We start from the raw sequence: 23,513 nt of genomic DNA, 5'->3' as shown, positions 1-23,513 counted from the left end.
CATTTTATTGGTAAGTATTAAAGATCCAGGATAAGTTTTGCCGGCTCTTCCAGTAATTCCTTAATGGTCACCAGGAAGCCAACCGCTTCTTTACCATCAATCAGACGGTGATCATAGGAAAGCGCCAGGTACATCATTGGCAGGATTTCCACCTGACCGTTGATCGCCATAGGACGCTCCTGGATTTTGTGCATGCCCAGAATAGCAGTCTGAGGCGGGTTCAGAATCGGTGTTGAAAGCAGTGAACCAAAAGTACCACCATTGGTAATAGTAAAGGTTCCGCCGGTCATTTCCTCAATCGACAATTTACCGTCACGTGCTTTGGCAGCATAGGCAGCAATACCGGATTCAACCTCGGCATAATTCATACGATCCGTATCACGCAGTACAGGGACCACCAGACCACGGTCAGAAGATACCGCCACACCTACATCATAATAACCATGATAAACAATATCATCGCCATCAATAGACGCATTGACCGCAGGATAACGCTTCAGTGCTTCCGTCGCCGCCTTGATGAAGAAAGACATAAAGCCCAGACGCGCACCATGACGTTTTTCAAAGGCGTCCTTATATTGCTTACGCATTTCCATGACCGGTTTCATGTTGACTTCGTTGAAGGTTGTCAGCATGGCTGTCTGCTGTGTTGCAGCAAGCAGGCGCTCAGCCACACGCTTACGCAGGCGGGTCATTGGAACACGTTTTTCGATACGCTCACCAACAGCCACACTCAGTGGTGCCGCCGCAGCTGCAGCCGGTTTGCTCTGATGATTCACCACATCTTCCTTAGTGATGCGACCACCACGGCCTGTCCCTGAGACATCCGCAGCATCAGTACCGGTTTCAGTCAGTGCCTTGCGTACAGCAGGTGCCTGGTCCTGAGCAGTCTGAGCACTGGCTGCTGCAGGTGCAGTTTCAGGCTGTGCTGCCGGTTGTTCCGCTTTGGCTTCAACTGGCGCTGCTGCCGGCGTTGCCTCTGCTGCACCTGTTGCCGCACCGGCTTCAAACTGTGCAATGACTTCATCGGAAATAACCGTATCACCTTCATTTTTAATGATGGCAGTCAGACTGCCATCGGCAGGAGCAACAACTTCCAGAACAACTTTATCAGTTTCGATATCACAGATCACTTCATCACGTGAAACGGGTTCCCCCACTTTTTTATGCCATGTTGCGATGGTTCCATCTGCAACTGACTCTGGGAATACCGGTGCTTTAATTTCGGTTGCCATTAGTTTGAATCTCCTGATTGATCAGCTGTGATCGCAAGCGCGTCATTGACCAGCTGAGCTTGTTGTTTTGCATGCAAATAAGGTGAGCCACAGGCAGGTGCAGCGGATGCTTCACGGCCTGCGTAACTGATACGAATGTGTTGTCCGGATTTGATGATATCGTCGTATAGACGTGGGGCGAGGAACAACCAGGCACCCTGGTTTTTCGGCTCTTCCTGACACCACACAACTTCCCTGACATTCGGATAAGTCGCCAGCACTTCCGCAATACGTTCTTCTGGATATGGATATAACTGTTCAACGCGGACTATGGCAATGTTCAGATTCTGTTCACGACGCTTTTCAAGCAGATCGTAATACACTTTACCGCCACACAGTACCAGACGGGTCACATCAGCTTTATTAATCTGATCCACTTCATCAATCACGGTCTGGAAAGTGCCTGTTGCGAGCTCATCCAGCGTGGACGTTGCCAGTTTATGCCGAACAAGTGATTTCGGTGACATCACAATAAGTGGCTTCCGAATTGGACGAATCGCCTGACGACGCAATGCATGGAAAATTTGTGCAGGTGTTGTCGGTGTAATCACCTGCATGTTCTCTTCAGCACATAACTGCAAATAACGCTCTAAACGTGCAGATGAATGTTCAGGACCCTGCCCCTCATAACCATGAGGTAAAAACATGGTTAAACCACACACACGTTCCCATTTGGTTTCACCAGAAGCAATAAACTGATCAATCACAACCTGTGCACAGTTCGCAAAATCACCATACTGCGCTTCCCAGATAATTAAACTATTCGGAATAGTGGTGGCATAACCATACTCAAAGGCAAGGACAGCTTCTTCTGAAAGTAATGAATCGTAAAGTGCAAAACGCGGTTGATTTTCTTTCACATGACATAACGGGATATAGACAGAACCATCCGCCTGGTTATGTATTTTTGCATGCCGATGAGCAAAGGTACCACGCCCAACATCTTCACCAGTTAAACGCACCAGGTAATCCTGATCCAGCAATGTAGCATATGCAAGCGTTTCAGCAGCCCCCCAATTCAAAGGCGTTTCACCCGTTTGCATTTTCAGCCGATCATCAATTACTTTTTGCACCTGACGTTGCATCACAAAACCTTCAGGAAGTGCATGCATGCTTTCGCCAAGCTCTTTTAAACGCTCAAGCGGGAAAGAAGTATCCCAGACATCAGTGTAATTATGCCCTAAATATGGCGTCCAATCGACAAACATTTTTTTGTTAGGCTCAAGAACAAGCGCATTAGCGACATGATTGCCGGCTTCTAAATCTGAACGATAACCATCCATCATCTGGTCTGCTGTTGCACGATCAAGCACTTTCTCCTGAACCAGTTTATCGGCATACAATGTTCGAGTGGTTGACTGTTTGCTAATGGCCTGATACATCACCGGTTGCGTTGCCGAAGGTTCATCTGCTTCGTTATGGCCCCGGCGGCGGTAACAGAACAAATCGAGCACAACATCTTTACGGAACGTATGACGAAAATCATGGGCCAGTTGAGTAGCAAATATGACTGCTTCCGGATCATCTCCATTGACATGGAAAATTGGTGCCTGAATCATTTTAGCCACATCAGAACAATATTCTGTTGAACGGGCATCCAATGGGTCTGATGTTGTAAAACCAACCTGGTTATTCACAATAACATGAACCGTACCACCGACCGTATAACCACGGGTCTGTGACATCTGGAAGGTTTCCATATTCACGCCCTGAGCTGCAAAGGCAGCATCCCCGTGAACAATTACCGGAAGCACGTCATCACCACCAATATCCTGACGACGGACTTGACGTGCACGCACCGAACCTTCCACCACAGGCCCGACAATTTCCAGATGAGAAGGATTAAATGCCAATGCCAAATGAACCTCACCACCTGACGTCATCACGTTAGATGAAAAGCCCTGGTGATATTTGACATCCCCCGAACCTTTTTTATGAATTGCCTTCCCTTCAAACTCACCAAACAGGTCAACCGGATTTTTACCCATAATATTGACAAGAAGATTCAAGCGTCCACGATGGGGCATTCCAATCACAACTTCTTTACACCCAACAGCACCTGCGCGTTGAATGATTTCATTCATCATTGGAATAAATGACTCTCCCCCTTCAATACCAAAGCGTTTTGCACCGACATACTTATTACCCAGATGCTTCTCTAACCCTTCGGCAGCAGTTAACCGTTCCAGAATATGTTTTTTCTGCGCGGAGGTAAAATTAAATTGGCCACGCGCTTCTTCAAGACGCTGTTGAATCCAGCGTTTTTCTTTGGTATCCACAATGTGCATGTATTCCACACCAATGGAAGCACAATACACCGCTTCCATTGTTTCCACCATTTCAGCCAGGGTGGCTCCAGATTTCCCAATAGCCAGATTACCGGTATTGAAAACCGTGTCCAGGTCAGATTTGGTCAGGCCATGCGCAGCAAGGTCAAGATCCGGCACGTCTTCACGGACTGCAAGACCAAGTGGGTCAAGATTTGCCTTTTGATGGCCACGGTTACGATAAGCTGCAATAAGTTGCAAAACACCAATTTGACGACGCTCATGCTCCGTACTGACTTCACCCTGAACGACGGGCTGGACACGGTTTGAGTTGCGGCCCAATAACAGGAATTGCTCACGGATATTGCCGTGTGGCTGGTCGCCCTTAGGGAATTTATCAAAGTATTTGCGCCAGTCTTCACCAACCAGATCAGGAGAAGAAAGGTACTGTTCGTAAAGCTCTTCAATATACGCTGCACTATCAGCGGAAAGTTCAGTATCAAGACGCATTGCGTCAGCAACTTCTTGCATTTGTGGACCCATTTCCTATTGCAAAAACATTACAGGATGCTTTTTAAGCATACCCATGATTGATTATGCCAAATTGGTAAAATGACATTCACCCTGAGCTGGCACTATGACCACGGGCGTTCTGCACACTGTTTTTTTCAGTGCGCTCGACGAATCACAACACCTTTCTTTCGGTATCATCACTCATTTCAATACTCGATCTGGACCGAGCAATTTTTGCAAATCGACTTAGAAAAATAACCCCGGCCGGGCAACTTTTCTAAAACGACTCATCCATTCAATTTTATATACTTATCCAGCATCGGCATATGTTGAAAAAATGTATGTCAGGCCATTATTTTCACATATAAAATATTTTATAAATCCTAACATGATCCTGGCATTCGATTGATTTTTTTGACACATACCATTCATAAATTAGCTAAATACATAATCCTGATGATCAAATAACATATGGTGCTTTTTATAACGTATTTCAAGCAGACAGCCTGCCTTAAAATCATGACGGATTTATTGCTTATGACTAAAATATGACAATCACAAAAGCAAAAACCGGATATCGATAAAATAATAAGTCCGCCGGCTATAAAAGCCGACCTGTTTCATAAAGGCATATTCAATCAAAGTATGTTGCATAAAAATGTATTCAATAAAAAATCATCAGCCATAAAAAAGAGCGCATGTCCCAGGACTGCGCTCTCTCTTCGCTCATACGATCTTAACCGGCCTGCTCAAGCAGCATGCTGCGGATATGACCAATGGCTTTGGTTGGGTTCAGGCCTTTAGGGCAAACGGATACACAGTTCATAATGCCCTTGCAGCGGAACAGACTGAATGGATCATCCAGACGTGACAGACGATCCTGAGTTGCTGTATCCCGTGAATCAATAATGAAGCGGTATGCATTCAACAGTGCTGAAGGCCCCAGGAATTTGTCCGGGTTCCACCAGAATGACGGGCATGACGTTGAACAACATGCACACAGAATGCATTCATACAGACCATTCAGATGATCACGCTCTTCCGGAGACTGTAAACGCTCTTTCGGTGGCGCTGGCTGATTATTGATCAGGAATGGCTGAATCTTGTCATACTGATCATAGAACTGGTTCATATCAACCACCAGATCCTTGATCACCGGCAGACCCGGCAATGGACGAATGACAATCTTTTCAGGTAAATCATTCAGGTTCCACAGACAGGCCAGACCATTTTTACCGTTGATGTTGACACCATCAGAGCCACAGATCCCTTCACGGCATGAACGGCGGAAGGTCAGTGATTCATCCTGCACTTTCAGCGCCAGCAGCGCATCAAGCAACATACGGTGCTTGTCTGTCAGCTCAAGCTTGAAAGTCTGCATATACGGTGCTTTATCCTTGTCAGGATCATAGCGGTAGATTTCGAATGTACGAGTGCCTCTACTCATCTTTATTCTCCCGATTAGAATGTACGTGGTTTAGGTTCAATGGGCTCAACCGTTAATGGGCTGAAACGAACCGGTTTGTATTCCAGATGATTATCCGATGAATACCATAAGGTATGCTTCATCCATTCATCATCACGACGGCCATATGAATATTTAGGATCATCCGCAGCCAGTTCATAGTCTACAACCGTATGCGCACCACGACATTCCTTACGCGCAGCAGCCGAGATCAATGTTGCTTTGGCGACTTCATACAGGTTTTCAACTTCCAGTGCTTCAATACGTGCTGTGTTAAAGACTTTGGATTTGTCTTTCAGATGAATATTGCGTACCCGTGGCTCAATGGCAAGAATCTGTCTAACTCCTTCATCCAGCAAGGCCTGAGTACGGAATACACCGGCATGATCCTGAACAATATCACGGATTGCATCGGCAACTTCCTGTGCATTTTCACCGGCAGTGGAATCATCCAGTTGATGGATCCGCTTCATGGTGTTTTCAAGCACATTGACCGGAAGTGGCTGATAGTCATCGCCATGATGTTTGGTTACATAGTCAATGATATGTTCACCGGCAGCTTTACCAAATACCACCAGATCAAGCAATGAGTTGGTCCCTAAACGGTTTGCACCGTGTACTGACACACAGGAGCATTCGCCAATGGCATAAAAGCCTTTAACCGGTCGGGTAAAATCACGGTCGCCATCAACATGATATATTTTCGAATCGCGGTCATAACCTGCAACCAGTGCAGTCTGTTGCTGCTGCTCAACCGGTACACACACCTGACCATGAATATTGGTCGGAATGCCTCCCATCTGATAGTGGATGGTCGGTACAACAGGAATTGGCTCCCTGGTGATATCCACGTTTGCAAACTTCTTGCCGATTTCAAATACCGACGGCAAGCGCTTCATAATGATTTCTGTTCCCAGGTGGGTCATATCCATCAGAATATAATCACCTTTGGGACCACAGCCACGCCCTTCCTTGATTTCCTGGTCCATTGAGCGTGATACGAAATCACGTGGCGCCAGATCTTTCAGGGTCGGTGCATAACGTTCCATGAACGGCTCGCCGTCCTTGTTACGAAGAATTGCACCTTCACCACGGCAACCCTCTGTCAGCAATACGCCGGCACCTGCCACCCCTGTCGGGTGGAATTGCCAGAATTCCATATCCTGCAGCGGAATACCGGCACGTGCTGCCATGCCCAGTCCGTCACCAGTATTAATATAGGCGTTGGTTGATGCACGGTAAACACGGCCTGCGCCACCGGTTGCAAACAATGTTGCCTTGCCCTGGAAGACTGCAATATTACCGGTTTCCTGGTCAATTGCGGTTACACCCAACACATCACCGGCTTCGTTACGGATCAGATCAAGGGCAATCCATTCCACGAAAAACTGAGTACCCATTTTTACATTGCTCTGATACAGCGTATGCAGCAGTGCATGACCTGTACGGTCAGCCGCAGCGCAGGCACGTGGAACTGCTTTTTCGCCATAGTTGGCAGAGTGACCACCAAAAGGACGCTGATAAATTGTACCATCGGCATTCCGGTCAAATGGCATGCCCATGTGCTCAAGCTCATAAACCACTTTAGGAGCTTCACGACACATAAATTCTATGGCGTCCTGATCACCCAGCCAGTCAGAACCCTTGACCGTATCATAAAAGTGGTAATGCCAGTTATCATCCTGCATATTGCCCAGTGATGCACCAATACCGCCCTGTGCTGCAACTGTATGTGAACGTGTCGGGAATACTTTTGTTAATACAGCAACTTTCAGACCAGCCTGAGCGAGCTGATATGAAGCACGCATACCTGAACCGCCACCACCGACAATTACCGCATCGAAAGTGAGGTTTTGAATGTTTGTATAATCTTCTTTAGGGGTTATCGCGCCCATGATATTTTCCTATCAATTCGCCCAGAAAATCTGGATCGCCCAGATTGCATACGCAAAGACTGCAATAATGACAGCAGAGGTCAGCACCAGACGCAGACCGGAAGCTGAAGGACCCATCTGACGTGTCGTCACATAATCAGTAAAGACCTGCCACATGCCGATCCAGGCGTGTGCAACAAGAGATAAGACCGCCAGCAGGGATAAAATCTTCATTGGCAATGTCATCATAAAGCCTTTCCACTGGGTGTAGTCAAAACCGCTGTGACAAAGTATCCAGCCAAATACGGCAACTGTATAAACTGCCAGTACCACAGCACTGACCCGCTGGATATACCAGTCGCGGGAGCCTGAGCCCGTTAAACCTGTAGCACTTTTCATCAGAGAACAATCCATATAAAGGCTGCAACAATACCGATTGCAGACAGAATCAATGAAATAGTAGCTGCAATACGGCCACTTTGCAGTTCTTCAGCAAAACCAAGATCGGCAATTAAGTGCTTGATCCCTGCAATAAAATGAAAAATCAGGCCGGCTACAAATACCCATACGATGAAACGTACAATGAAGTGACCCAGAACTGCCTGAACCTGTGCAAAACCTTCCGGTGAAGACAGTGATTTATCCAGCAGCCACAAAAGGACCGGTACAAGCAGAAATACGATGACACCTGAGAGACGGTGTAGAATTGATGCAATAGCCACAGGTGATTTTAAATTGACTTCTAAAACCTGACCCATGGACAAATTGACAGGTCTGTTGCTTTTCACAGCGGGCATCCTGTAAGTAGAAACTCCTTCCGGAGTTTGTTGGAATTAGTTCGAAGGAAAGCTAGCATTGTCAGACAATATGATGTCTGAACTTTTAAACATCACTGAATTATAAAACGTGAGTTATCAAAATACAAACGATGCCGTGATGCTTTTTTCCTTTAAATTCATAAAATAAGAATCATTTACATTTAAATCAAATCCCGCCCTGTTGCCCATGATAAAACAATAAAAGTGTATCTTGTTATTTTTCAAAAGCTTTACACCCAATAGAAAATCATTGTGTTCCCGCCGGATTCATGACTGACACCTCCTGCGGTTCAACAGCTGCAGACAAAGAAATACTTTTCTCTGCATTGTTTTCCTCAATTATGCCGATATCGGTCAAAAATCCGACAATTTTTTAAATATCCCTGTCAAAGCAAAGCGCTTTTGCATTGAACAGAGCATGATGGTCTGCACTGTAAAATCCGACGATTTTTTAACCGAAAATTGCCACCGTTCTGCCTTGTCCGGACCTATGCAACATAAAAAATGAAAAAAAATATTTCAATAATTTCATCACTTATTCCTTATCCATATTCGGTCATCACAAATGTAAGTTATGAAATTTATATGGTTTTAACCGGAGTAACTGCCTCTGAACCGAAATAGCGTCATCCGCATTCCCTGACAAAAAAACCGATCCTGTCTGTCAGGATCAATTATTTTTCTGCACCTGTTCCTGAATTTACCTTATTATACTGATTCGATACTGACGTTTTCATACTTATACTCCCATGTGATTATCCGACACTAAGCCACTGTGCCAGCGTCACTTTTTATCCATAGATATGATTGACAAAATTTCAGTACTCACTAAGCTTATAGCTATTTTGATCCGTCTGACCCGTACATGAAAAATGACACTTACGAGTCAGATAAAACATTCACCAGGACAGGAGATCTATTGAATGTCTGAAGCAACTGGCAAAAAAGCCGTTTTACAGCTTGATGGCAAAGAAATTGAATTACCAATTTACAGCGGCACACTGGGCCCAGATGTAATCGACGTTAAAGATGTACTGGCCTCAGGCCATTTCACTTTTGATCCTGGTTTTATGGCAACTGCTTCCTGCGAGTCTAAAATCACCTTCATCGATGGAAACAAGGGCATCCTCTTACATCGTGGTTATCCGATCGATCAGCTTGCAACACAAACTGACTACCTGGAAACCTGTTATTTGCTGTTGAATGGTGAACTCCCAACCAAAGAACAGAAAGTTGAATTTGATGCAAAAGTGCGTAACCACACCATGGTGCACGATCAGGTCAGCCGTTTCTTCAATGGTTTCCGTCGTGATGCGCACCCAATGGCGGTCATGTGTGGTGTTGTCGGTGCGCTATCTGCGTTTTATCACAATAGTTTTGATGTTGAAAATGTTGATCACCGTGGAATCACGGCTGTGCGTTTAATTGCCAAAATTCCAACACTGGCTGCATGGACCTATAAATATACGATTGGCCAGCCATTGGTTTATCCGCGCAATGATCTGACTTATGCAGAAAACTTCCTGTATATGATGTTTGCCACACCGGCAGATCGTGATTACAAAGTCAATCCAATTCTTGCCAAGGCAATGGACCGTATTTTCACGCTTCATGCAGACCATGAGCAGAATGCATCCACTTCAACTGTACGCTTAGCCGGTTCTACAGGTGCCAATCCATATGCATGTATTGCTGCCGGTATTGCTGCACTGTGGGGACCTGCTCACGGTGGTGCAAACGAAGCTGTGCTGAAAATGCTGGATGAAATCGGCACCAAAGACAATGTTGCTGGCTTCATGGAAAAAGTAAAAACCAAAGAAGTCAAACTGATGGGCTTTGGTCACCGTGTCTATAAAAACTTTGACCCTCGTGCCAAAGTCATGAAACAAACCTGTGACGAAGTGCTTGCTGCATTGGGAATTAACGATCCTCAGCTTGAACTGGCCATGGAACTGGAACGCATTGCATTGTCTGATGACTATTTCATTCAGCGTAACCTATACCCGAACGTAGATTTCTACTCCGGTATTATCCTGAAAGCAATTGGCATTCCGACTGAAATGTTTACAGTGATCTTTGCACTTGCACGTACTGTGGGCTGGATCAGCCACTGGCTGGAAATGCACAGTGCTGCTTACAAAATCGGTCGTCCACGTCAGCTTTATACTGGCGAAACCCAGCGTGATATCAAACGCTGATCGACCTGATCAGACTGACCACCCTGCGGGGTGGTTTTTTATTTCACAAGATTTTAGTGTAAGACAGCAGTATCTTTGTTGATTTTACATGAATAATCACACAATAATAATCAATCATAAAAATTTCTATTGGCCCTGAATATCTGCGATTAAAAAATGCATAAGCAGCATCACCGCTCATTTTTCATCCTTATAAGAACGGAAACTTACAATTATTACACCATTTAACATTAGGCTTATCCTGTTAAATTTCCTTACCATTTCCATGAGTTTTATAGTTTAAATTTCATATTTTCTTCAAAAGGACTGAAGATGCTTAAAGCACAACGACAGAATGATCAGTCATTTTTTGGCCACCCACGACCATTAAAGGGTCTGTTTTTTACCGAACTATGGGAGCGTTTTTCCTACTACGGTATACGACCTTTATTGATTTTATATATGTCTGCCATGATTGCAGAGGGTGGACTTGGGCTGGATCGTCCGACTGCTGCGGCCATCGTTGGATTATTTACCGGTTCGCTGTACCTGATCACCATCCTGGGCGGATGGATTGCAGACAACTGGCTGGGACAGGCCAGAGCAGTATGGTATGGCTCCATGCTGATTGCACTGGGGCATTTATCCATTGCCCTGACTTATTTTTTCGACCAGTTTTTCTTTTATTTCGGACTGGTGTTAATTGTACTCGGTTCAGGACTGTTTAAAACCTGTATTTCCGTAATTGTAGGCACCCTGTATTCAGCTCAGGATTCGCGTCGTGATGCCGGATTTTCCATCTTTTATATGGGCATCAATTTAGGTTCTTTCATGGCACCACTCATTACCGGTCTGTTGATTCAGGATCATGGCTGGCACCTGGGTTTTGGCGCCGGAGGGATCGGAATGCTGATTGCCCTGCTTATTTTCCGTTTTATTGCCATACCACAGCTCAAAACGTTCAATACGTTGTGTGGTGAGGGCAACAACTGGAACCATGCCGTCGTCAGGAATAAAAATGCACCCCGTGTTGTATTGCTCTTTTTGCTGTTGGTGATGGCGGTTCTTACATTGACGTTCACCGGCATCATCACCATCAACCCAATTCAACTGGCAACCAGACTGAGCGTTGTCATCGGAATTGGCGTGCTCGGCTATTTTGCATGGTTACTGATTTTTAAGGGCCTGAATAAAACTGAAAAAATTCAGATCGTGGTTTGTTTTGTCCTGTTTATGGCGGCAGCATTATTCTGGTCGGCCTTTGAACAACAGCCCACTTCCTTTAATCTATTTGCTCAGGACTTTACCGACCGGCATGTGCTGGGGTTTAAAATTCCGGCAGTCTGGTTCCAGTCCGTCAATCCACTTTTTATTATTATTTTTGCACCGGTTGCCGCATGGTTATGGGTAAAACTGGGGAAAACCAATAAAGACCCCGGTTACATCAGTAAATTTATGATTGCGCTATTACTGGCAGCAGCCGGTTTTCTATTGATGGCATTTGCCAGTCATTCCGTTGCAACCGGTCATGGTGTGGCCATTTCTCCTTTGTGGATAATCGGCAGTCTGCTGCTTTTAACCCTGGGCGAGTTATGTCTGAGTCCTGTGGGCCTGTCTGCCATGACCCGGCTGGCCCCCGCAGTCATCCAGGGCCAGGTCATGGGACTGTGGTTTACAGCAACGGCACTGGGGAGCTTAATCGCCGGTCTGATTGGCGGTCATGTATCCGCAGACTCGATTGACCACCTGCCTGACCTGTTTATGCGCTGTGTCTTTATACTGGTGGCTGGTGCCATTATTTTACTGCTGTTGAAATCCCCGATTCAGAAATTACTGAACCAATGTCATTCAGAGTCCACTAAAACGGAAACACCATGAATACACTGACCATTCCTGAAAAACTGCAACAACTTCGCCGCCATATGCAGACTGCCCGAATTGATGCTTTTATCGTCATGAGTGCAGACCCGCACATGTCTGAATATTTACCCGAGCACTGGAAAATCAGACAGTGGCTGACCGGTTTCAGTGGTTCTGTCGGAACCATTGTCGTGACTCAGGACTTTGCCGGACTGTGGGTGGACGGTCGCTACTGGGTACAGGCCGAACAGCAACTGAGGAATACCGGTTTCAAATTACAGAAACTCAGCAGCGATGCATCGTCCACACATCTGGCATGGCTGGGCCATCATCTAAACCCACATGCCGTCATTGCGGTCAATGGGCAGACCATCTCGGTACAACAATTTGAATTACTCCAGCAGCTCGCCGAAAAACATCAGTTGCAGATACAGACCGGGCTGGATTTCATTGCAGACCTCTGGCAGGATCGCCCGGCGCTGCCGCTGCAACCGATCACACTTATGGCAGAAGGCTTGAATGCCTTCAGTCGCAGACAAAAAATTGCCATCATCCGTCAGCGCTTAAAGGATAGACAGATCGATGGGCATTTCATTTCCTCGCTGGACGATATCGCCTGGTTACTGAACAGCCGTGGCAGCGATGTTGACTACAACCCGGTTTTCCTGGCGCATCTTTACCTGAATGCACGGCAGATTGTTTTATTTGTGGATGCTGCAAAAATGAATACAGCGCTCAGACAGAAATTCCGGCAGGATGGCATTGAAATTCAGCCCTATGAAGCAAGCACTCAATTTTTAAGCCAACTCAGCGACCGGACTGTACTGATTGACCCGGCAAAAGTCTCCATTCTGCATCAACAATCAATTGCTGCACAGATCAGCGTTCAGCATGATATTAATCCGGCTACTCTGCTGAAATCATGCAAGGCACCTGCTGAAATCGCACATATCCGCAATGCCATGATCAGTGACGGTGTGGCGCTGTGTCATTTTTTTCACTGGCTGGAAACTGCCTTAAAGAATGGGGAAAACATCAGCGAACTGAGCATCGATGAAAAAATCACTGCGTTCAGGGCGCAGCAATACGGTTTTACAGGCCCGAGCTTTGCCACCATTGCCGGTTTCAATGCCAATGGCGCACTGCCACACTATCGGGCAACCAGAACGCATTACCAGATGATTCAGGGCGATGGCCTGCTGCTGATCGACTCCGGTGGCCAATATGTTGACGGCACAACCGATATTACCCGGGTGGTTGCTGTCGGCATTCCATCTGCAGAGCAGAAAAGAGACTACACCCTGGTTTTAAAATGCCATATTGCACTGGCTACCACGGTTTATCCTGAAGGACTGGCGGCCCCGCTGCTGGATGCAATTGCCCGGCATACCTTATGGCAACAGGGCCTGGACTACCGCCACGGTACCGGTCATGGGGTCGGCTATGCCCTGAATGTACATGAAGGTCCACAGGTATTGTCCTATTACGCGCCAATCACGCCCTACTCCGGTCTGCGTGAAGGCATGATCATTTCCAACGAACCCGGGCTTTATCATGAAGGTCAATACGGTATCCGTATTGAAAATCTGATGGTTAACCGTCTGAAACAGACTGAACACAAAAACTACGGAGATTTCCTGGAGTTTGAAACCCTGACGCTCTGCCCGATTCATCAGGAATGTATTGTCAGTGATCTGCTGAATCCAGCCGAAATCCAGTGGCTGAATGCCTACCATCAGATGGTCAGGGAACGCCTGTCCCCTCACCTACAGGGAGAAGTATTGCAATGGCTGATGACACAGACCCGCCCCTTAAGCTGATGGGCTGAATGCTTCATGTCGTGTAAGGTATAACCATGTATAGTATACTTTTTCCAGTATGAACAATGGGCCGGGGCTATGTTGAATACCACACGGATATTGATAAAACTGCTTAAAATCGATCAGTTCAGATATCGCCCACTGACTGAGGGCGAAATCCGGATCAGCCGTCAGGTGTTTGGTCATCTGATTAACTATCGCCAGGTCAGGATTATGAATCACCCTTTTCTGCCCTGGCAACCGGCCGGAATGGTCATGGCACCGAAGGGCTATATCCATTTAAAACACACAGATTACTGTACCGATTTTTCCCAGCAGAGTCTGGCCTGGCAGGCGATCTTCATTCACGAAATGGCCCATATTCTGCAACATCAGCAACAGATTAATGTCTTCCTGAAAGGTGCCGTGTTACAGATTGCGCACTACGCAACTTTTGGCCTGTACAACCCCTATGCCTACCAGCTGATTCCCGGAAAAAGTTACGCCGACTACAACATTGAGCAACAGGGCGATATCGCAAAAGATATCTTTCTGCAAAAAATAGACAATATTATCCTCAGGCCACAGATCAGCCCCTGAACAGGAAATAAATGGCTACGGCAAGCCCCAGGTTTTCATCACGGAAATGTACTGAATACTGACTCAGAGCGTCACGTCATCGAATAATTATTTTTATCGCTGGCATCTGATGTTTTTTTGGTTAAAATAGTCAATGTCTGTAATTTTTGCGCTGCAAGAAAATAAAGATTCCTTAATCATTCACTGATGATTTAAAAATTTCGCCATTTGGCCACATATGCAATGTCTGAACGCACAGCACTGAAAAATATTTTTATAAAAATCAGTAATTTTTGTGTGGGTCATGCTACAGGAACAGGACTCTGTTTAAATGAAAAGTTTTACAATTGCTCTTGCGCAATTTTCTCCACATGTTGGCAATATTGAATCCAATGTTCAGAAAATGATTGAACAGGTCAACGCAGCGAAAAAGCAGAATGCTGACCTGATTGTATTTCCTGAACTGTCCACAATCGGCTATCCGGCAGAAGATCTGCTGTTGCGTCCAAGTCTGAATAAGCGTACCGCACAGGCTTTTGAACAACTGGCTGCTATTCGGGACATTGTACTGGTATTCGGTTTTGTCAACCATACGGAAGATGGCCAGCGCTATAACTCAGCAGCGGTTATGAAGGATGGACAGGTACTGGGCGTTTATAACAAACAGAACCTGCCAAATTACAGTGTGTTTGATGAAAAACGCTACTTTAATGAAGGTCATCAGCACCTGGTCTTTGAATATCTGGGGCACAAGTTTGGCGTGCTGATCTGTGAAGATATCTGGTCGATCAATACCGTTCAGCAACTGACCCAGCTGAATGTTGAAAGTGTGCTGGTGCTGAATGCCTCACCCTATGAAGTCGGTAAACCACAGCATCGTATTTCGGCCCTGAAGGAACTGGCAAAACAACTGAATATTCACGTGGTGTACAACAACCAGGTGGGTGGTCAGGATGATCTGATTTTTGACGGCACAAGTTTTGTGATTAACCACGATGGCAACGTTGCACTACAGGCACCCAGTTTTAAGGAAGGCCTGTATTTTGCTGAATATGAGGCAAAGGATAAGTGCTATAAAGTGGTGGAGTCTGAACCGCCGCTTGAGACTATGGCCGAAATTTACCAGAGTCTGGTCATGGCCACCCGCGATTATATCCAGCATTCAGGTTTTCCAGGTGTTATCCTGGGATTATCCGGCGGGATTGATTCAGCACTGACGCTGGCGATTGCTGTGGATGCCATTGGTGCAAATAAGGTCCAGGCTGTCATGATGCCCTATACCTACACCTCACAGATCAGTGTTGAAGATGCAACCGAACAGGCAAACCGCATGGGTGTGACCTTTGGAATTGCTGAGATTCACCCCATCGTCAATAGTTTCATGCAGACTCTGTATCCCTTCTTTGGTAACGCCCCGGCAGACGCAACTGAAGAAAATTTACAGGCACGTGCCCGTGGCACTCTGTTAATGGGTCTGTCCAATAAATTTGGCAACCTGGTGCTATGCACCGGAAATAAATCTGAACTTTCCGTAGGTTACTGTACGCTATACGGTGACATGGTTGGTGGTTTTGCCGTACTGAAGGATGTGTATAAAACCATCGTCTTCGAACTGGCCAAATACCGTAACAGTATCGGTGAGACTCCGGTCATTCCTGAGCGGGTCATTACACGTCCACCTTCTGCCGAATTACGCCCGGACCAGAAGGATCAGGATTCCCTGCCCGCTTATGATGTACTGGATGCAATTCTGTATGCCTATATTGAAGAAGATCTGAGTCAGCAGGATATTATTGCCAGGGGTTTTGCAAAAGACGTGGTGGAAAAGGTCATTCAACTGGTCGACCGTAACGAATACAAACGTCGTCAGGGTACCATCGGCCCACGCATCACATCCCGCGCTTTCAGTCGTGAGCGTCGCTATCCGATTATCAACGGATGGAAACCCGGCATCTGATTCACCGGAATCTTTCACTGCTATGCGTCAGAAGCATTGTCTATCGGGGAATTTACTCAGCTTTTTATCTGAGTAAATTTCCCGATGCTTCTTATGCCCATTCCCAGCTTCATCAAACAAAAATTATCCGGCCATATTTTAGCTGGTTCATTCATCAAATGATATTGTGCAGGCAGTGGCCTGGCTTCTGAAAGATTGAAACAAAAAATACAGATTTTTTTAGCTAGTTATCATCAATTATTTTACAGACACAAAAAAAGAGACCATGCGGTGAGCATGGTCTATAAAAATGGTGGCTATGACGGGACTCGAACCTGTGACCCCAGCATTATGAGTGCTGTGCTCTAACCAACTGAGCTACATAGCCAAAAACTGTTTCGGAATTATCCAGACTTACAGACCATGAGTCAAGCGCTTTCCAGCTCTATTGATCATGCTTTAAACAATTGATAAATCAATGTTTAAAATCAGTACAGCTTTTGCCTTATATGGCTGCATTACGATTGTTTAATCATTAAACAGCACTGAATAGCTGTATCTGGGTAAGTCTGATTTCGTCCTTGTTTGCCTTTTTCTTCTGTATACCATGGAGGTATCAGGATCAAAAGATCACGATATTTTCCCGGTTAATCAACGCCCGGTTGGTTATAAGAAAGCCAATGGGTTGTACGATAAATTTCAGGTATAGGCTCATCATCTGAAAATTATATTACTGAATAGGCCTTTAGAGATAGGTTTGTACAACAAAGCCGTTTGTTTGAAAATACAACACATAAAAAAAGACCACGTTTTAGGAACGTGGTCTATAAAATGGTGGCTATGACGGGACTCGAACCTGTGACCCCAGCATTATGAGTGCTGTGCTCTAACCAACTGAGCTACATAGCCAGAAACTGTGCGCGCATTATCTGCTGTAATAGACATAACGTCAAGCACTTATTCAGAAGAAAATTGATTGAAGTGGGCCGATAAGCCGGGTTCTGTCGAAGACGATCATTCCTCTAGGCGTACAATCACTCATACGCTCAAGCAACCTACCCGAATCCAGTATGGGCCATACCTCAGGATTCCTATTTGGTCTTGCTTCAGGTGGGGTTTACCATGCCATGAACTGTTACCAGCCATGCGGTGCGCTCTTACCGCACCCTTTCACCCTTACCTCACGAATGAGGCGGTCTGCTCTCTGCTGCACTTTCCGTCGGCTCACGCCGCCCAGGCGTTACCTGGCACCTTGCCCTGTGAAGCCCGGACTTTCCTCTCCTGCTTCAGTCACGGAGACCTCCACAGCAGCGATCGCCTGGCCCACTTCAAGGGGCGCATGTTAGCAAACTTTGCATTTAATTGCTCGTGCTTTTTTGCGCAATCAGCCTTTTATACTTCGCCATCAGATCATCATGGCTTTCTGCATGCTCAGGGTCATGGGGAATACAATCCACCGGACAAAAAAGTGAACACTGCGGCTGATCATGGTGCCCCACACATTCCGTACACAGGTCCGGATTGATCTCATAAATCAGCTCTCCCATGAAAATGGCTTCATTAGGGCATACGGGTTCACAGACATCACAATTGATGCATTCATCCGTTATATATAGAGACACCTTACCATCCCTGCTGATGCTTGCGTTCAAACGCATCCACCACAACCTGCGGTACAAAGCGGGTGACATCTCCCCTCAAGCGGGCAATTTCACGGACCAGTGTCGATGAAATAAAGGAATATTGCTCTGACGGCGTCAGAAAAACCGCTTCAAACTTTGGGTCAAGCTGACGGTTCATATTCGCCAGCTGAAATTCATATTCAAAATCAGAAATGGCACGCAAGCCACGCAGCACTGCTGTAGCACCCTGTTCATGGAAAAAATTGACCAGCAGGCCATCGAAACCAATAAACTCGACATTCGGTAAATGACTCAATGATACTTTGGCCAGCTCTATGCGTTCTTCCTGGCTGAAAACAGGATTCTTATGATGTCCAAACGCAATTGCAACAACCACTTCGTCAAACATTTTCGCTGCACGTGAGACCAGATCAATATGACCATTGGTCATTGGATCAAATGTTCCAGGATAAATAACACGGGATTTAGACATCCATTAATACTCTGATTCGTTGTCATAGACTGACAGTTTACCTGAAACTTATTTCTTAGCGAAGATGCTGCTTTATTTTGAAATCACTTCACCTTATGCTGAGTTTAAGGCAAAATATGGCCAGTTCTGGAATATTAGTCTTATGTCGAAAACAATTGTGGTAAAAAAAAATAATGGTGGCACCATTGCACAAAACAAACGTGCACGTCACGATTATTTTATTGAAGAAAAATTTGAAGCAGGTCTTGCCTTACAGGGCTGGGAAGTTAAATCACTGCGTGCAGGTCGCATGACCATTACCGAAAGCTATATTCTGTTTAAGAACAATGAAGCATTCCTGTTCGGTGCCCAGATCCAGCCACTTTTATCAGCATCCACACATGTTGTACCGGAAGCAACCCGCACCCGTAAATTACTGCTATCACGCCGTGAAATTGAAAAGCTGCTTGGTGCTGTCAATCAGAAAGGTTATTCCTGTGTTCCACTGGCCTGTTACTGGAAAGGTCATCTGGTCAAAATTGAAATTGCCCTGGTGAAAGGGAAACAACTGCATGATAAACGTGCCACTGAAAAAGACCGGGACTGGCAGCGTGACAAAGCCCGTATTTTTCATAAATAAACCTACTGCAGACATTGTTCTATAAGTTTTAAAACCATTGAATCTTCAGCCCGGCATTTGCCGCTGTTCATACTGTAATGTCCGCTGCATGAGCGGCCCTGAAACAAAACTATTTTGCCTTTCATGAATAAAATCATATATATTCAGTCATCATCTCACTGATTAATCTAAATGAATTATGGATAAGTTACAGTGCATGGAAGCATTTGTCCGTGTCGCCGAAAGTGGCAGTTTCATTAAAGCTGCGGAACAACTTGGGGTCACACGATCTGTCATTACAGCCAGAATTCAACAGCTGGAAAAATTTGTCGATGCGCCGTTGTTTTTCAGAAGCACCCGCTCGGTCAGACTTTCCGATACCGGGCTGACCTATTACAAAGAATGTGCCGGGTTAATTAATAAGTTTGAACAACTGGTTGATCAGATGGCAAATTCCAGGTCCACCCTGCATGGTCGACTCAGGATTCACATGGCACCCGGCTTTGCCATTGATTATTTTGGGAAATATTTAACTTTATTTTTGCAGAGCTATCCGGATATCGATATGGATATTGTGGTGAATGACAAAGTCATTGATCCGATTTCTTCCGGTTTCGACATTGTGTTTCAGATGTTCCCACCCAATGGTGAAACGCTGATAGACCGAAAGTTGTTTAGTGTGAACCGGGTCGTCTGTGCCACTCCTGAATTCATTGAAAAACATGGTAAACCTGAGCACCCACAGGATCTGGAACAATTTACCCTCGGATTTTACTCAGGCTATCCCACCCGCAATAAATTACAGTTTTTAATTGATGATCAGTTTCAGGACATCAATTTAAACGTCAAGGTTTCTTCTTCATCCATTCATTTACTGCGTGATTTTGCCCTGAATCACGGGGCAATAGTCTGCCTGCCCACGCTTGTGGTTCATGGAAATATCCTGGCTGGAAAACTGACCACGGTTTTAAGGGATTTTCCACTGTCCAATTATGGACTGAGAGCAGTTTTCCCGGCCAATTCCAAAAATATTTCAAAAATAAGAAGTCTGCTCGATTTTCTGATTGAACGCTTAACCAATATTCCGGAATGGGATATCAAATTAATCGAGCAGGGTTACTTATCCGAACGGATTAAACATTTTCCCTGATTTCATACCCTTTCAATGATCATGGCAATGCCCTGACCCACACCGATACACATCGAACACAGCGCATACCGGCCACCCGTCACTTCAAGCTGATTCAGCGCCGTGGTCACCAGCCGTGCACCCGACGCTCCAAGCGGATGACCCAGGGCAATCGCTCCCCCGTTCGGATTCACCCGGGCCGCATCATCCGCCAGACCCAGTGCACGGGTACAGGCCAGCGCCTGTGCTGCAAATGCCTCATTCAGTTCAATCACATCCATCTGCTCCAGCTCCAGCCCGGTCCGCTCCAGCAGTTTGCGGATTGCCGGCACCGGGGCATAACCCATGATCCGTGGTTCAATCCCCACCGTCACTGAACCGATGATCCGCGCACGCGCCCGAAGTCCATGCTGTTGCAAAGCCTGATCCGAGGCAATCAGCAGGGCCGCGGCACCGTCATTGATCCCCGAGGCATTGCCCGCAGTCACGGTCCCTGTCGCTTTCACCACCGGTTTCAGTCCCGAAAGCCCCGCTGCCGTGGTCGAGGCACGCGGATGTTCGTCCTCTCTGATGGTCAGTGCATCTCCCCGCCGCTGGGGAATGGTCACCGCGGTGATCTCCCGGTCAAAGTAACCGCGCTGCTGTGCTGCTGCCGTGCGCTGCTGGCTGTTCAGTGCAAAGCGGTCCTGGTCCTCACGGCTGATGCCGAATTGTTCCGCAACGTTCTCCGCAGTCTGCGGCATGCTGTCCACGCCGTACATTTCCTTCATCTGCGGGTTGATGAAGCGCCAGCCCATGGTCGTGTCCTCCAGCTGCTGGCTGCGGCCATAGGCGGTACCCGATTTGCCCATCACGTAGGGGGCACGGCTCATGCCCTCCACTCCGCCGGCAAGGATCAGTTCAGCTTCTCCGGAACGGATCGCACGGGCCGCCATGGCGATGGCATCCATCGAGGAGCCGCACAGCCGGTTGACCGTGGTGGCCGGAACGCTATAGGGCAGACCCGCCAGCAGTGCCGACATGCGCCCGACGTTGCGGTTGTCCTCGCCGGCCTGGTTGGCACAGCCGTAGATGATGTCATCCACCTGTGTCCAGTCGAGTCCGGGCTGGCGCTGCATCAGGGCACGGAGCGGAATGGCACCCAGTTCGTCACTGCGGATTGCCGACAGCGCCCCGCCATAGCGCCCGAACGGGGTGCGGATCGCATCCACGATCCAGGCCTGTCTGTCTGTAATCTGTGTCATGTCTTGTTCTCCTGTCCCGCGGCGCCGGTGGCATCCGTCAGTTCGGCACCGGTCAGTGCCTGCAGCTCTGCAAAGCTCAGGCCCGGAATGATTTCTGTCACCTGCAGCCCTGCAGGGCTCACCTCAATCACGCACAGGTCGGTGTAGATGCGGTCCACGCATTGTTTGCCGGTCACCGGGTAGCTCAGGGCAGAGACGATTTTCGGTTCTCCGCTGCGGGTCACGTGTTCGGTGGTGACAAAAACCTGTTTTGCGCCTACGGCAAGGTCCATCGCACCGCCCACAGCCGGAATGGCATCGGCGGCTCCGGTGTGCCAGTTGGCCAGGTCGCCGTTGGCCGCCACCTGAAAGGCCCCCAGTACGCAGATGTCCAGGTGGCCGCCGCGCATCATCGCGAAGGAGTCGCCGTGGTGGAAGTAGGCGCCCCCCGGCAGCAGGGTGACGTATTCCTTGCCGGCATTGATCAGGTCCGGATCTTCTTCTCCTGCCGCAGGCGGTGGGCCAAAGGCCAGCAGGCCGTTTTCCGAGTGCAGGAAGATGTCCCGGTCCGGTGGGAGGTAGCTGGCAATTTTTGTCGGCAGGCCAATGCCCAGGTTGACGTAAGCTCCTTCCGGGATGTCCTGTGCCACCCGGCGGGCAATCTGTTCACGGCTCAGTCTGGTATGGCTCATGGGGTTTCTCCTGGCTGGATCGGTATCACGTGCTGTACAAAGATGCCCGGGGTGATGATCTGTTCCGGGTCAAGGCTGCCCAGTTCCACCACTTCGCTCACCTGGGCAATGGTCACCCGGGCGGCCATGGCCATGATCGGGCCAAAGTTGCGGGCGGCCTTGCGGTAGTTCAGGTTGCCCCAGCGGTCTCCCTGATGCGCACGGATCAGGGCGAAGTCGGCATGGATCGGTTCTTCCAGTACGTAGTCCTTCCCCTGGTAGTGCAGGGTCGGCTTGCCTTCTGCAAGCAGTGTGCCGTAGCCGGTCGGGGTGTGGATCGGGCCAAGGCCCAGGCCCGCGGCCTGAATGCGGCAGGCCAGGTTGCCCTGCGGCACCAGTTCCAGTTCGATTTTCCCGCTCCGGTACAGTTCATCAAAGACCCACGAGTCGGACTGTCTTGGAAAGGAGCAGATGATTTTTCGGACAGCCCCGCTTTTCAGCAGCCGGGCAAGGCCATGATCGCCATTGCCGGCATTGTTGCTGATGATCACCAGATCGCGTACACCCTGTTCAATCAGGCCATCCATCAGTTCCGCAGGCTGGCCGGCCAGGCCAAAACCGCCCACCATGATCCGGGAACCATCACCTATGCCTGAAAGGGCTTCCATCAATGAAGCTGAAATTTTATTGACCATCATCCATTCTCAATAAATAAGATTCATCATAATGAATTGATACATCATAAGAACGCTGATTCAGCAGACATGATTGTTTGTCAAAAACAAACAATCATGTCTAAAATTCTATTTATGATGTTTTTTTCAATCTGGAAACATCATAATGAATCAGCAACTCATTCAGACACTGGAAAATTTGCGCTGTACCGCATTAAGTGAAAAAGATTATGACCGCTTTAAAAGTCTATGTCACCCGGACTTAATTTACATTCATACCAGCGGAAAAATTGAGCATCTCGAAGAATATTACCAGAAGCTCTGTAGTGGCTTTTATCGCTATGAAGCCATTGAGTTTCAGATTCAGAACAACATCGACCTGGGAAGTTCCCTGCTGGTTGTAGGCGAATTCAGGTCTCAATTGACCGTGGATGGCAAACAAAGAATATTGCATAACCGAACCACATCCACATGGTTAAAAACCGATGCTTCATTTCAGTTAATCTGCTACCAGTCCACGCCAATGCCCTGACAGGCTGCT

At 47.2% G+C, this 23,513-nt stretch carries 19 protein-coding genes, 2 tRNA genes, 1 other RNA gene and 1 pseudogene; 8 read left to right on the top strand and 15 right to left on the bottom strand.

The genetic code is table 11. From position 1 onward, the window contains the following. Positions 1 to 17: 17 nt before the first annotated feature. The 6 genes from odhB to sdhC form a co-directional block, all read right to left on the bottom strand. The gene (gene odhB / locus ACT6PV_RS05070) at positions 18 to 1,235 is read right to left on the bottom strand and encodes a 2-oxoglutarate dehydrogenase complex dihydrolipoyllysine-residue succinyltransferase (RefSeq protein ID WP_445115364.1); all 1,218 of its coding nucleotides are present in this window, start codon (positions 1,233 to 1,235) and stop codon (positions 18 to 20) included. Beyond that, complete coding sequence (locus ACT6PV_RS05065; RefSeq protein WP_445115363.1) at positions 1,235 to 4,072, bottom strand: 2-oxoglutarate dehydrogenase E1 component; 2,838 nt, start codon at positions 4,070 to 4,072, stop codon at positions 1,235 to 1,237. The genes odhB and ACT6PV_RS05065 overlap by 1 nt, the downstream gene beginning before the upstream one ends. A gap of 718 nt (positions 4,073 to 4,790) precedes the next feature. Continuing rightward, the gene (locus ACT6PV_RS05060; RefSeq protein ID WP_445115362.1) at positions 4,791 to 5,501 is read right to left on the bottom strand and encodes a succinate dehydrogenase iron-sulfur subunit; all 711 of its coding nucleotides are present in this window, start codon (positions 5,499 to 5,501) and stop codon (positions 4,791 to 4,793) included. A 14-nt stretch (positions 5,502 to 5,515) separates the two neighbouring features. Next, the gene (locus ACT6PV_RS05055) at positions 5,516 to 7,414 is read right to left on the bottom strand and encodes an FAD-dependent oxidoreductase (protein WP_445115361.1); all 1,899 of its coding nucleotides are present in this window, start codon (positions 7,412 to 7,414) and stop codon (positions 5,516 to 5,518) included. A gap of 12 nt (positions 7,415 to 7,426) precedes the next feature. After that, positions 7,427 to 7,792: a succinate dehydrogenase, hydrophobic membrane anchor protein gene (sdhD, locus tag ACT6PV_RS05050; protein ID WP_445115360.1), complete on the bottom strand. Its 366-nt coding sequence runs from the start codon at positions 7,790 to 7,792 to the stop codon at positions 7,427 to 7,429. Next, positions 7,792 to 8,190 (bottom strand): succinate dehydrogenase, cytochrome b556 subunit, encoded by a 399-nt coding sequence (gene sdhC / locus ACT6PV_RS05045; RefSeq protein WP_445115359.1) that lies wholly within the window; start codon positions 8,188 to 8,190, stop codon positions 7,792 to 7,794. The genes sdhD and sdhC overlap by 1 nt, the downstream gene beginning before the upstream one ends. Positions 8,191 to 9,134: 944 nt before the next feature. Between sdhC and gltA the strand changes: the two genes are divergently transcribed. The 5 genes from gltA to ACT6PV_RS05020 all read left to right on the top strand — a co-directional run bounded on the left by gltA (position 9,135) and on the right by ACT6PV_RS05020 (position 16,583). After that, positions 9,135 to 10,409: a citrate synthase gene (gene gltA / locus ACT6PV_RS05040; protein WP_445115358.1), complete on the top strand. Its 1,275-nt coding sequence runs from the start codon at positions 9,135 to 9,137 to the stop codon at positions 10,407 to 10,409. Positions 10,410 to 10,721: 312 nt separating this feature from the next. Beyond that, positions 10,722 to 12,266: a peptide MFS transporter gene (locus tag ACT6PV_RS05035; RefSeq protein WP_445115357.1), complete on the top strand. Its 1,545-nt coding sequence runs from the start codon at positions 10,722 to 10,724 to the stop codon at positions 12,264 to 12,266. Continuing rightward, entirely contained in the window at positions 12,263 to 14,068 is a 1,806-nt protein-coding gene (locus ACT6PV_RS05030; RefSeq protein ID WP_445115356.1) for an aminopeptidase P family protein, read from the top strand. Before ACT6PV_RS05035 ends, ACT6PV_RS05030 begins: the two co-directional genes overlap by 4 nt. A gap of 78 nt (positions 14,069 to 14,146) precedes the next feature. Then, on the top strand, positions 14,147 to 14,647 hold the full coding sequence (locus ACT6PV_RS05025) for a hypothetical protein (protein ID WP_445115355.1): 501 nt from the start codon (positions 14,147 to 14,149) through the stop codon (positions 14,645 to 14,647). A 310-nt stretch (positions 14,648 to 14,957) separates the two neighbouring features. After that, positions 14,958 to 16,583 carry an NAD+ synthase gene (locus ACT6PV_RS05020; RefSeq protein WP_445115354.1) on the top strand — a complete coding sequence of 542 codons (1,626 nt, stop codon included), beginning with the start codon at positions 14,958 to 14,960 and terminating at the stop codon, positions 16,581 to 16,583. 290 nt (positions 16,584 to 16,873) lie between these two features. On the opposite strand, the gene ACT6PV_RS05015 is transcribed toward ACT6PV_RS05020, so the two are convergent. The 6 genes and pseudogenes from ACT6PV_RS05015 to coaD form a co-directional block, all read right to left on the bottom strand. Beyond that, positions 16,874 to 16,950: transfer RNA gene (locus ACT6PV_RS05015), tRNA-Met, on the bottom strand. Positions 16,951 to 17,089: 139 nt separating this feature from the next. Next, positions 17,090 to 17,269: pseudogene (locus ACT6PV_RS05010) on the bottom strand (transposase); the annotation flags it as partial. A 125-nt stretch (positions 17,270 to 17,394) separates the two neighbouring features. Continuing rightward, positions 17,395 to 17,471 (bottom strand) — tRNA-Met (locus tag ACT6PV_RS05005). Positions 17,472 to 17,536: 65 nt separating this feature from the next. Continuing rightward, positions 17,537 to 17,892, bottom strand: an RNA gene (gene rnpB, locus ACT6PV_RS05000) — RNase P RNA component class A. A 28-nt stretch (positions 17,893 to 17,920) separates the two neighbouring features. Continuing rightward, positions 17,921 to 18,184, bottom strand: a complete 264-nt coding sequence (locus ACT6PV_RS04995) for a YfhL family 4Fe-4S dicluster ferredoxin (protein WP_445115353.1) — start codon at positions 18,182 to 18,184, stop codon at positions 17,921 to 17,923. 1 nt (position 18,185) lies between these two features. Continuing rightward, the gene (gene coaD, locus ACT6PV_RS04990) at positions 18,186 to 18,677 is read right to left on the bottom strand and encodes a pantetheine-phosphate adenylyltransferase (protein ID WP_445115352.1); all 492 of its coding nucleotides are present in this window, start codon (positions 18,675 to 18,677) and stop codon (positions 18,186 to 18,188) included. A gap of 142 nt (positions 18,678 to 18,819) precedes the next feature. On the opposite strand from coaD, the gene smpB reads away from it, so the two are divergent. Next, positions 18,820 to 19,296, top strand: coding sequence for an SsrA-binding protein SmpB (gene smpB, locus ACT6PV_RS04985; RefSeq protein ID WP_445115351.1), 477 nt, complete (start codon positions 18,820 to 18,822; stop codon positions 19,294 to 19,296). A gap of 196 nt (positions 19,297 to 19,492) precedes the next feature. Beyond that, positions 19,493 to 20,425, top strand: a complete 933-nt coding sequence (locus ACT6PV_RS04980; protein WP_445115350.1) for a LysR substrate-binding domain-containing protein — start codon at positions 19,493 to 19,495, stop codon at positions 20,423 to 20,425. A 2-nt stretch (positions 20,426 to 20,427) separates the two neighbouring features. On the opposite strand, the gene pcaF is transcribed toward ACT6PV_RS04980, so the two are convergent. From pcaF to ACT6PV_RS04965, 3 genes are read right to left on the bottom strand one after another with little or no spacing between them, the layout of a single operon-like run. Further along, positions 20,428 to 21,648, bottom strand: coding sequence for a 3-oxoadipyl-CoA thiolase (gene pcaF, locus ACT6PV_RS04975; protein ID WP_445115349.1), 1,221 nt, complete (start codon positions 21,646 to 21,648; stop codon positions 20,428 to 20,430). Further along, positions 21,645 to 22,319: a 3-oxoacid CoA-transferase subunit B gene (locus ACT6PV_RS04970; RefSeq protein ID WP_445115348.1), complete on the bottom strand. Its 675-nt coding sequence runs from the start codon at positions 22,317 to 22,319 to the stop codon at positions 21,645 to 21,647. The genes pcaF and ACT6PV_RS04970 overlap by 4 nt, the downstream gene beginning before the upstream one ends. After that, a complete protein-coding gene (locus tag ACT6PV_RS04965) occupies positions 22,316 to 22,993 on the bottom strand; it encodes a 3-oxoacid CoA-transferase subunit A (protein ID WP_445117037.1) in 678 nt (225 codons plus the stop codon). Before ACT6PV_RS04965 ends, ACT6PV_RS04970 begins: the two co-directional genes overlap by 4 nt. Positions 22,994 to 23,138: 145 nt before the next feature. Here ACT6PV_RS04965 and ACT6PV_RS04960 point away from each other — a divergent pair, with 145 nt between their 5' ends. Beyond that, complete coding sequence (locus tag ACT6PV_RS04960) at positions 23,139 to 23,504, top strand: nuclear transport factor 2 family protein (RefSeq protein WP_445115347.1); 366 nt, start codon at positions 23,139 to 23,141, stop codon at positions 23,502 to 23,504. Positions 23,505 to 23,513 lie beyond the last annotated feature (9 nt).

It is taken from the genome of Acinetobacter sp. WZC-1, assembly GCF_052544965.1.
Note: the sequence above shows the minus strand (reverse complement) of the source record. Positions and strands in the feature narration are given on the sequence as shown.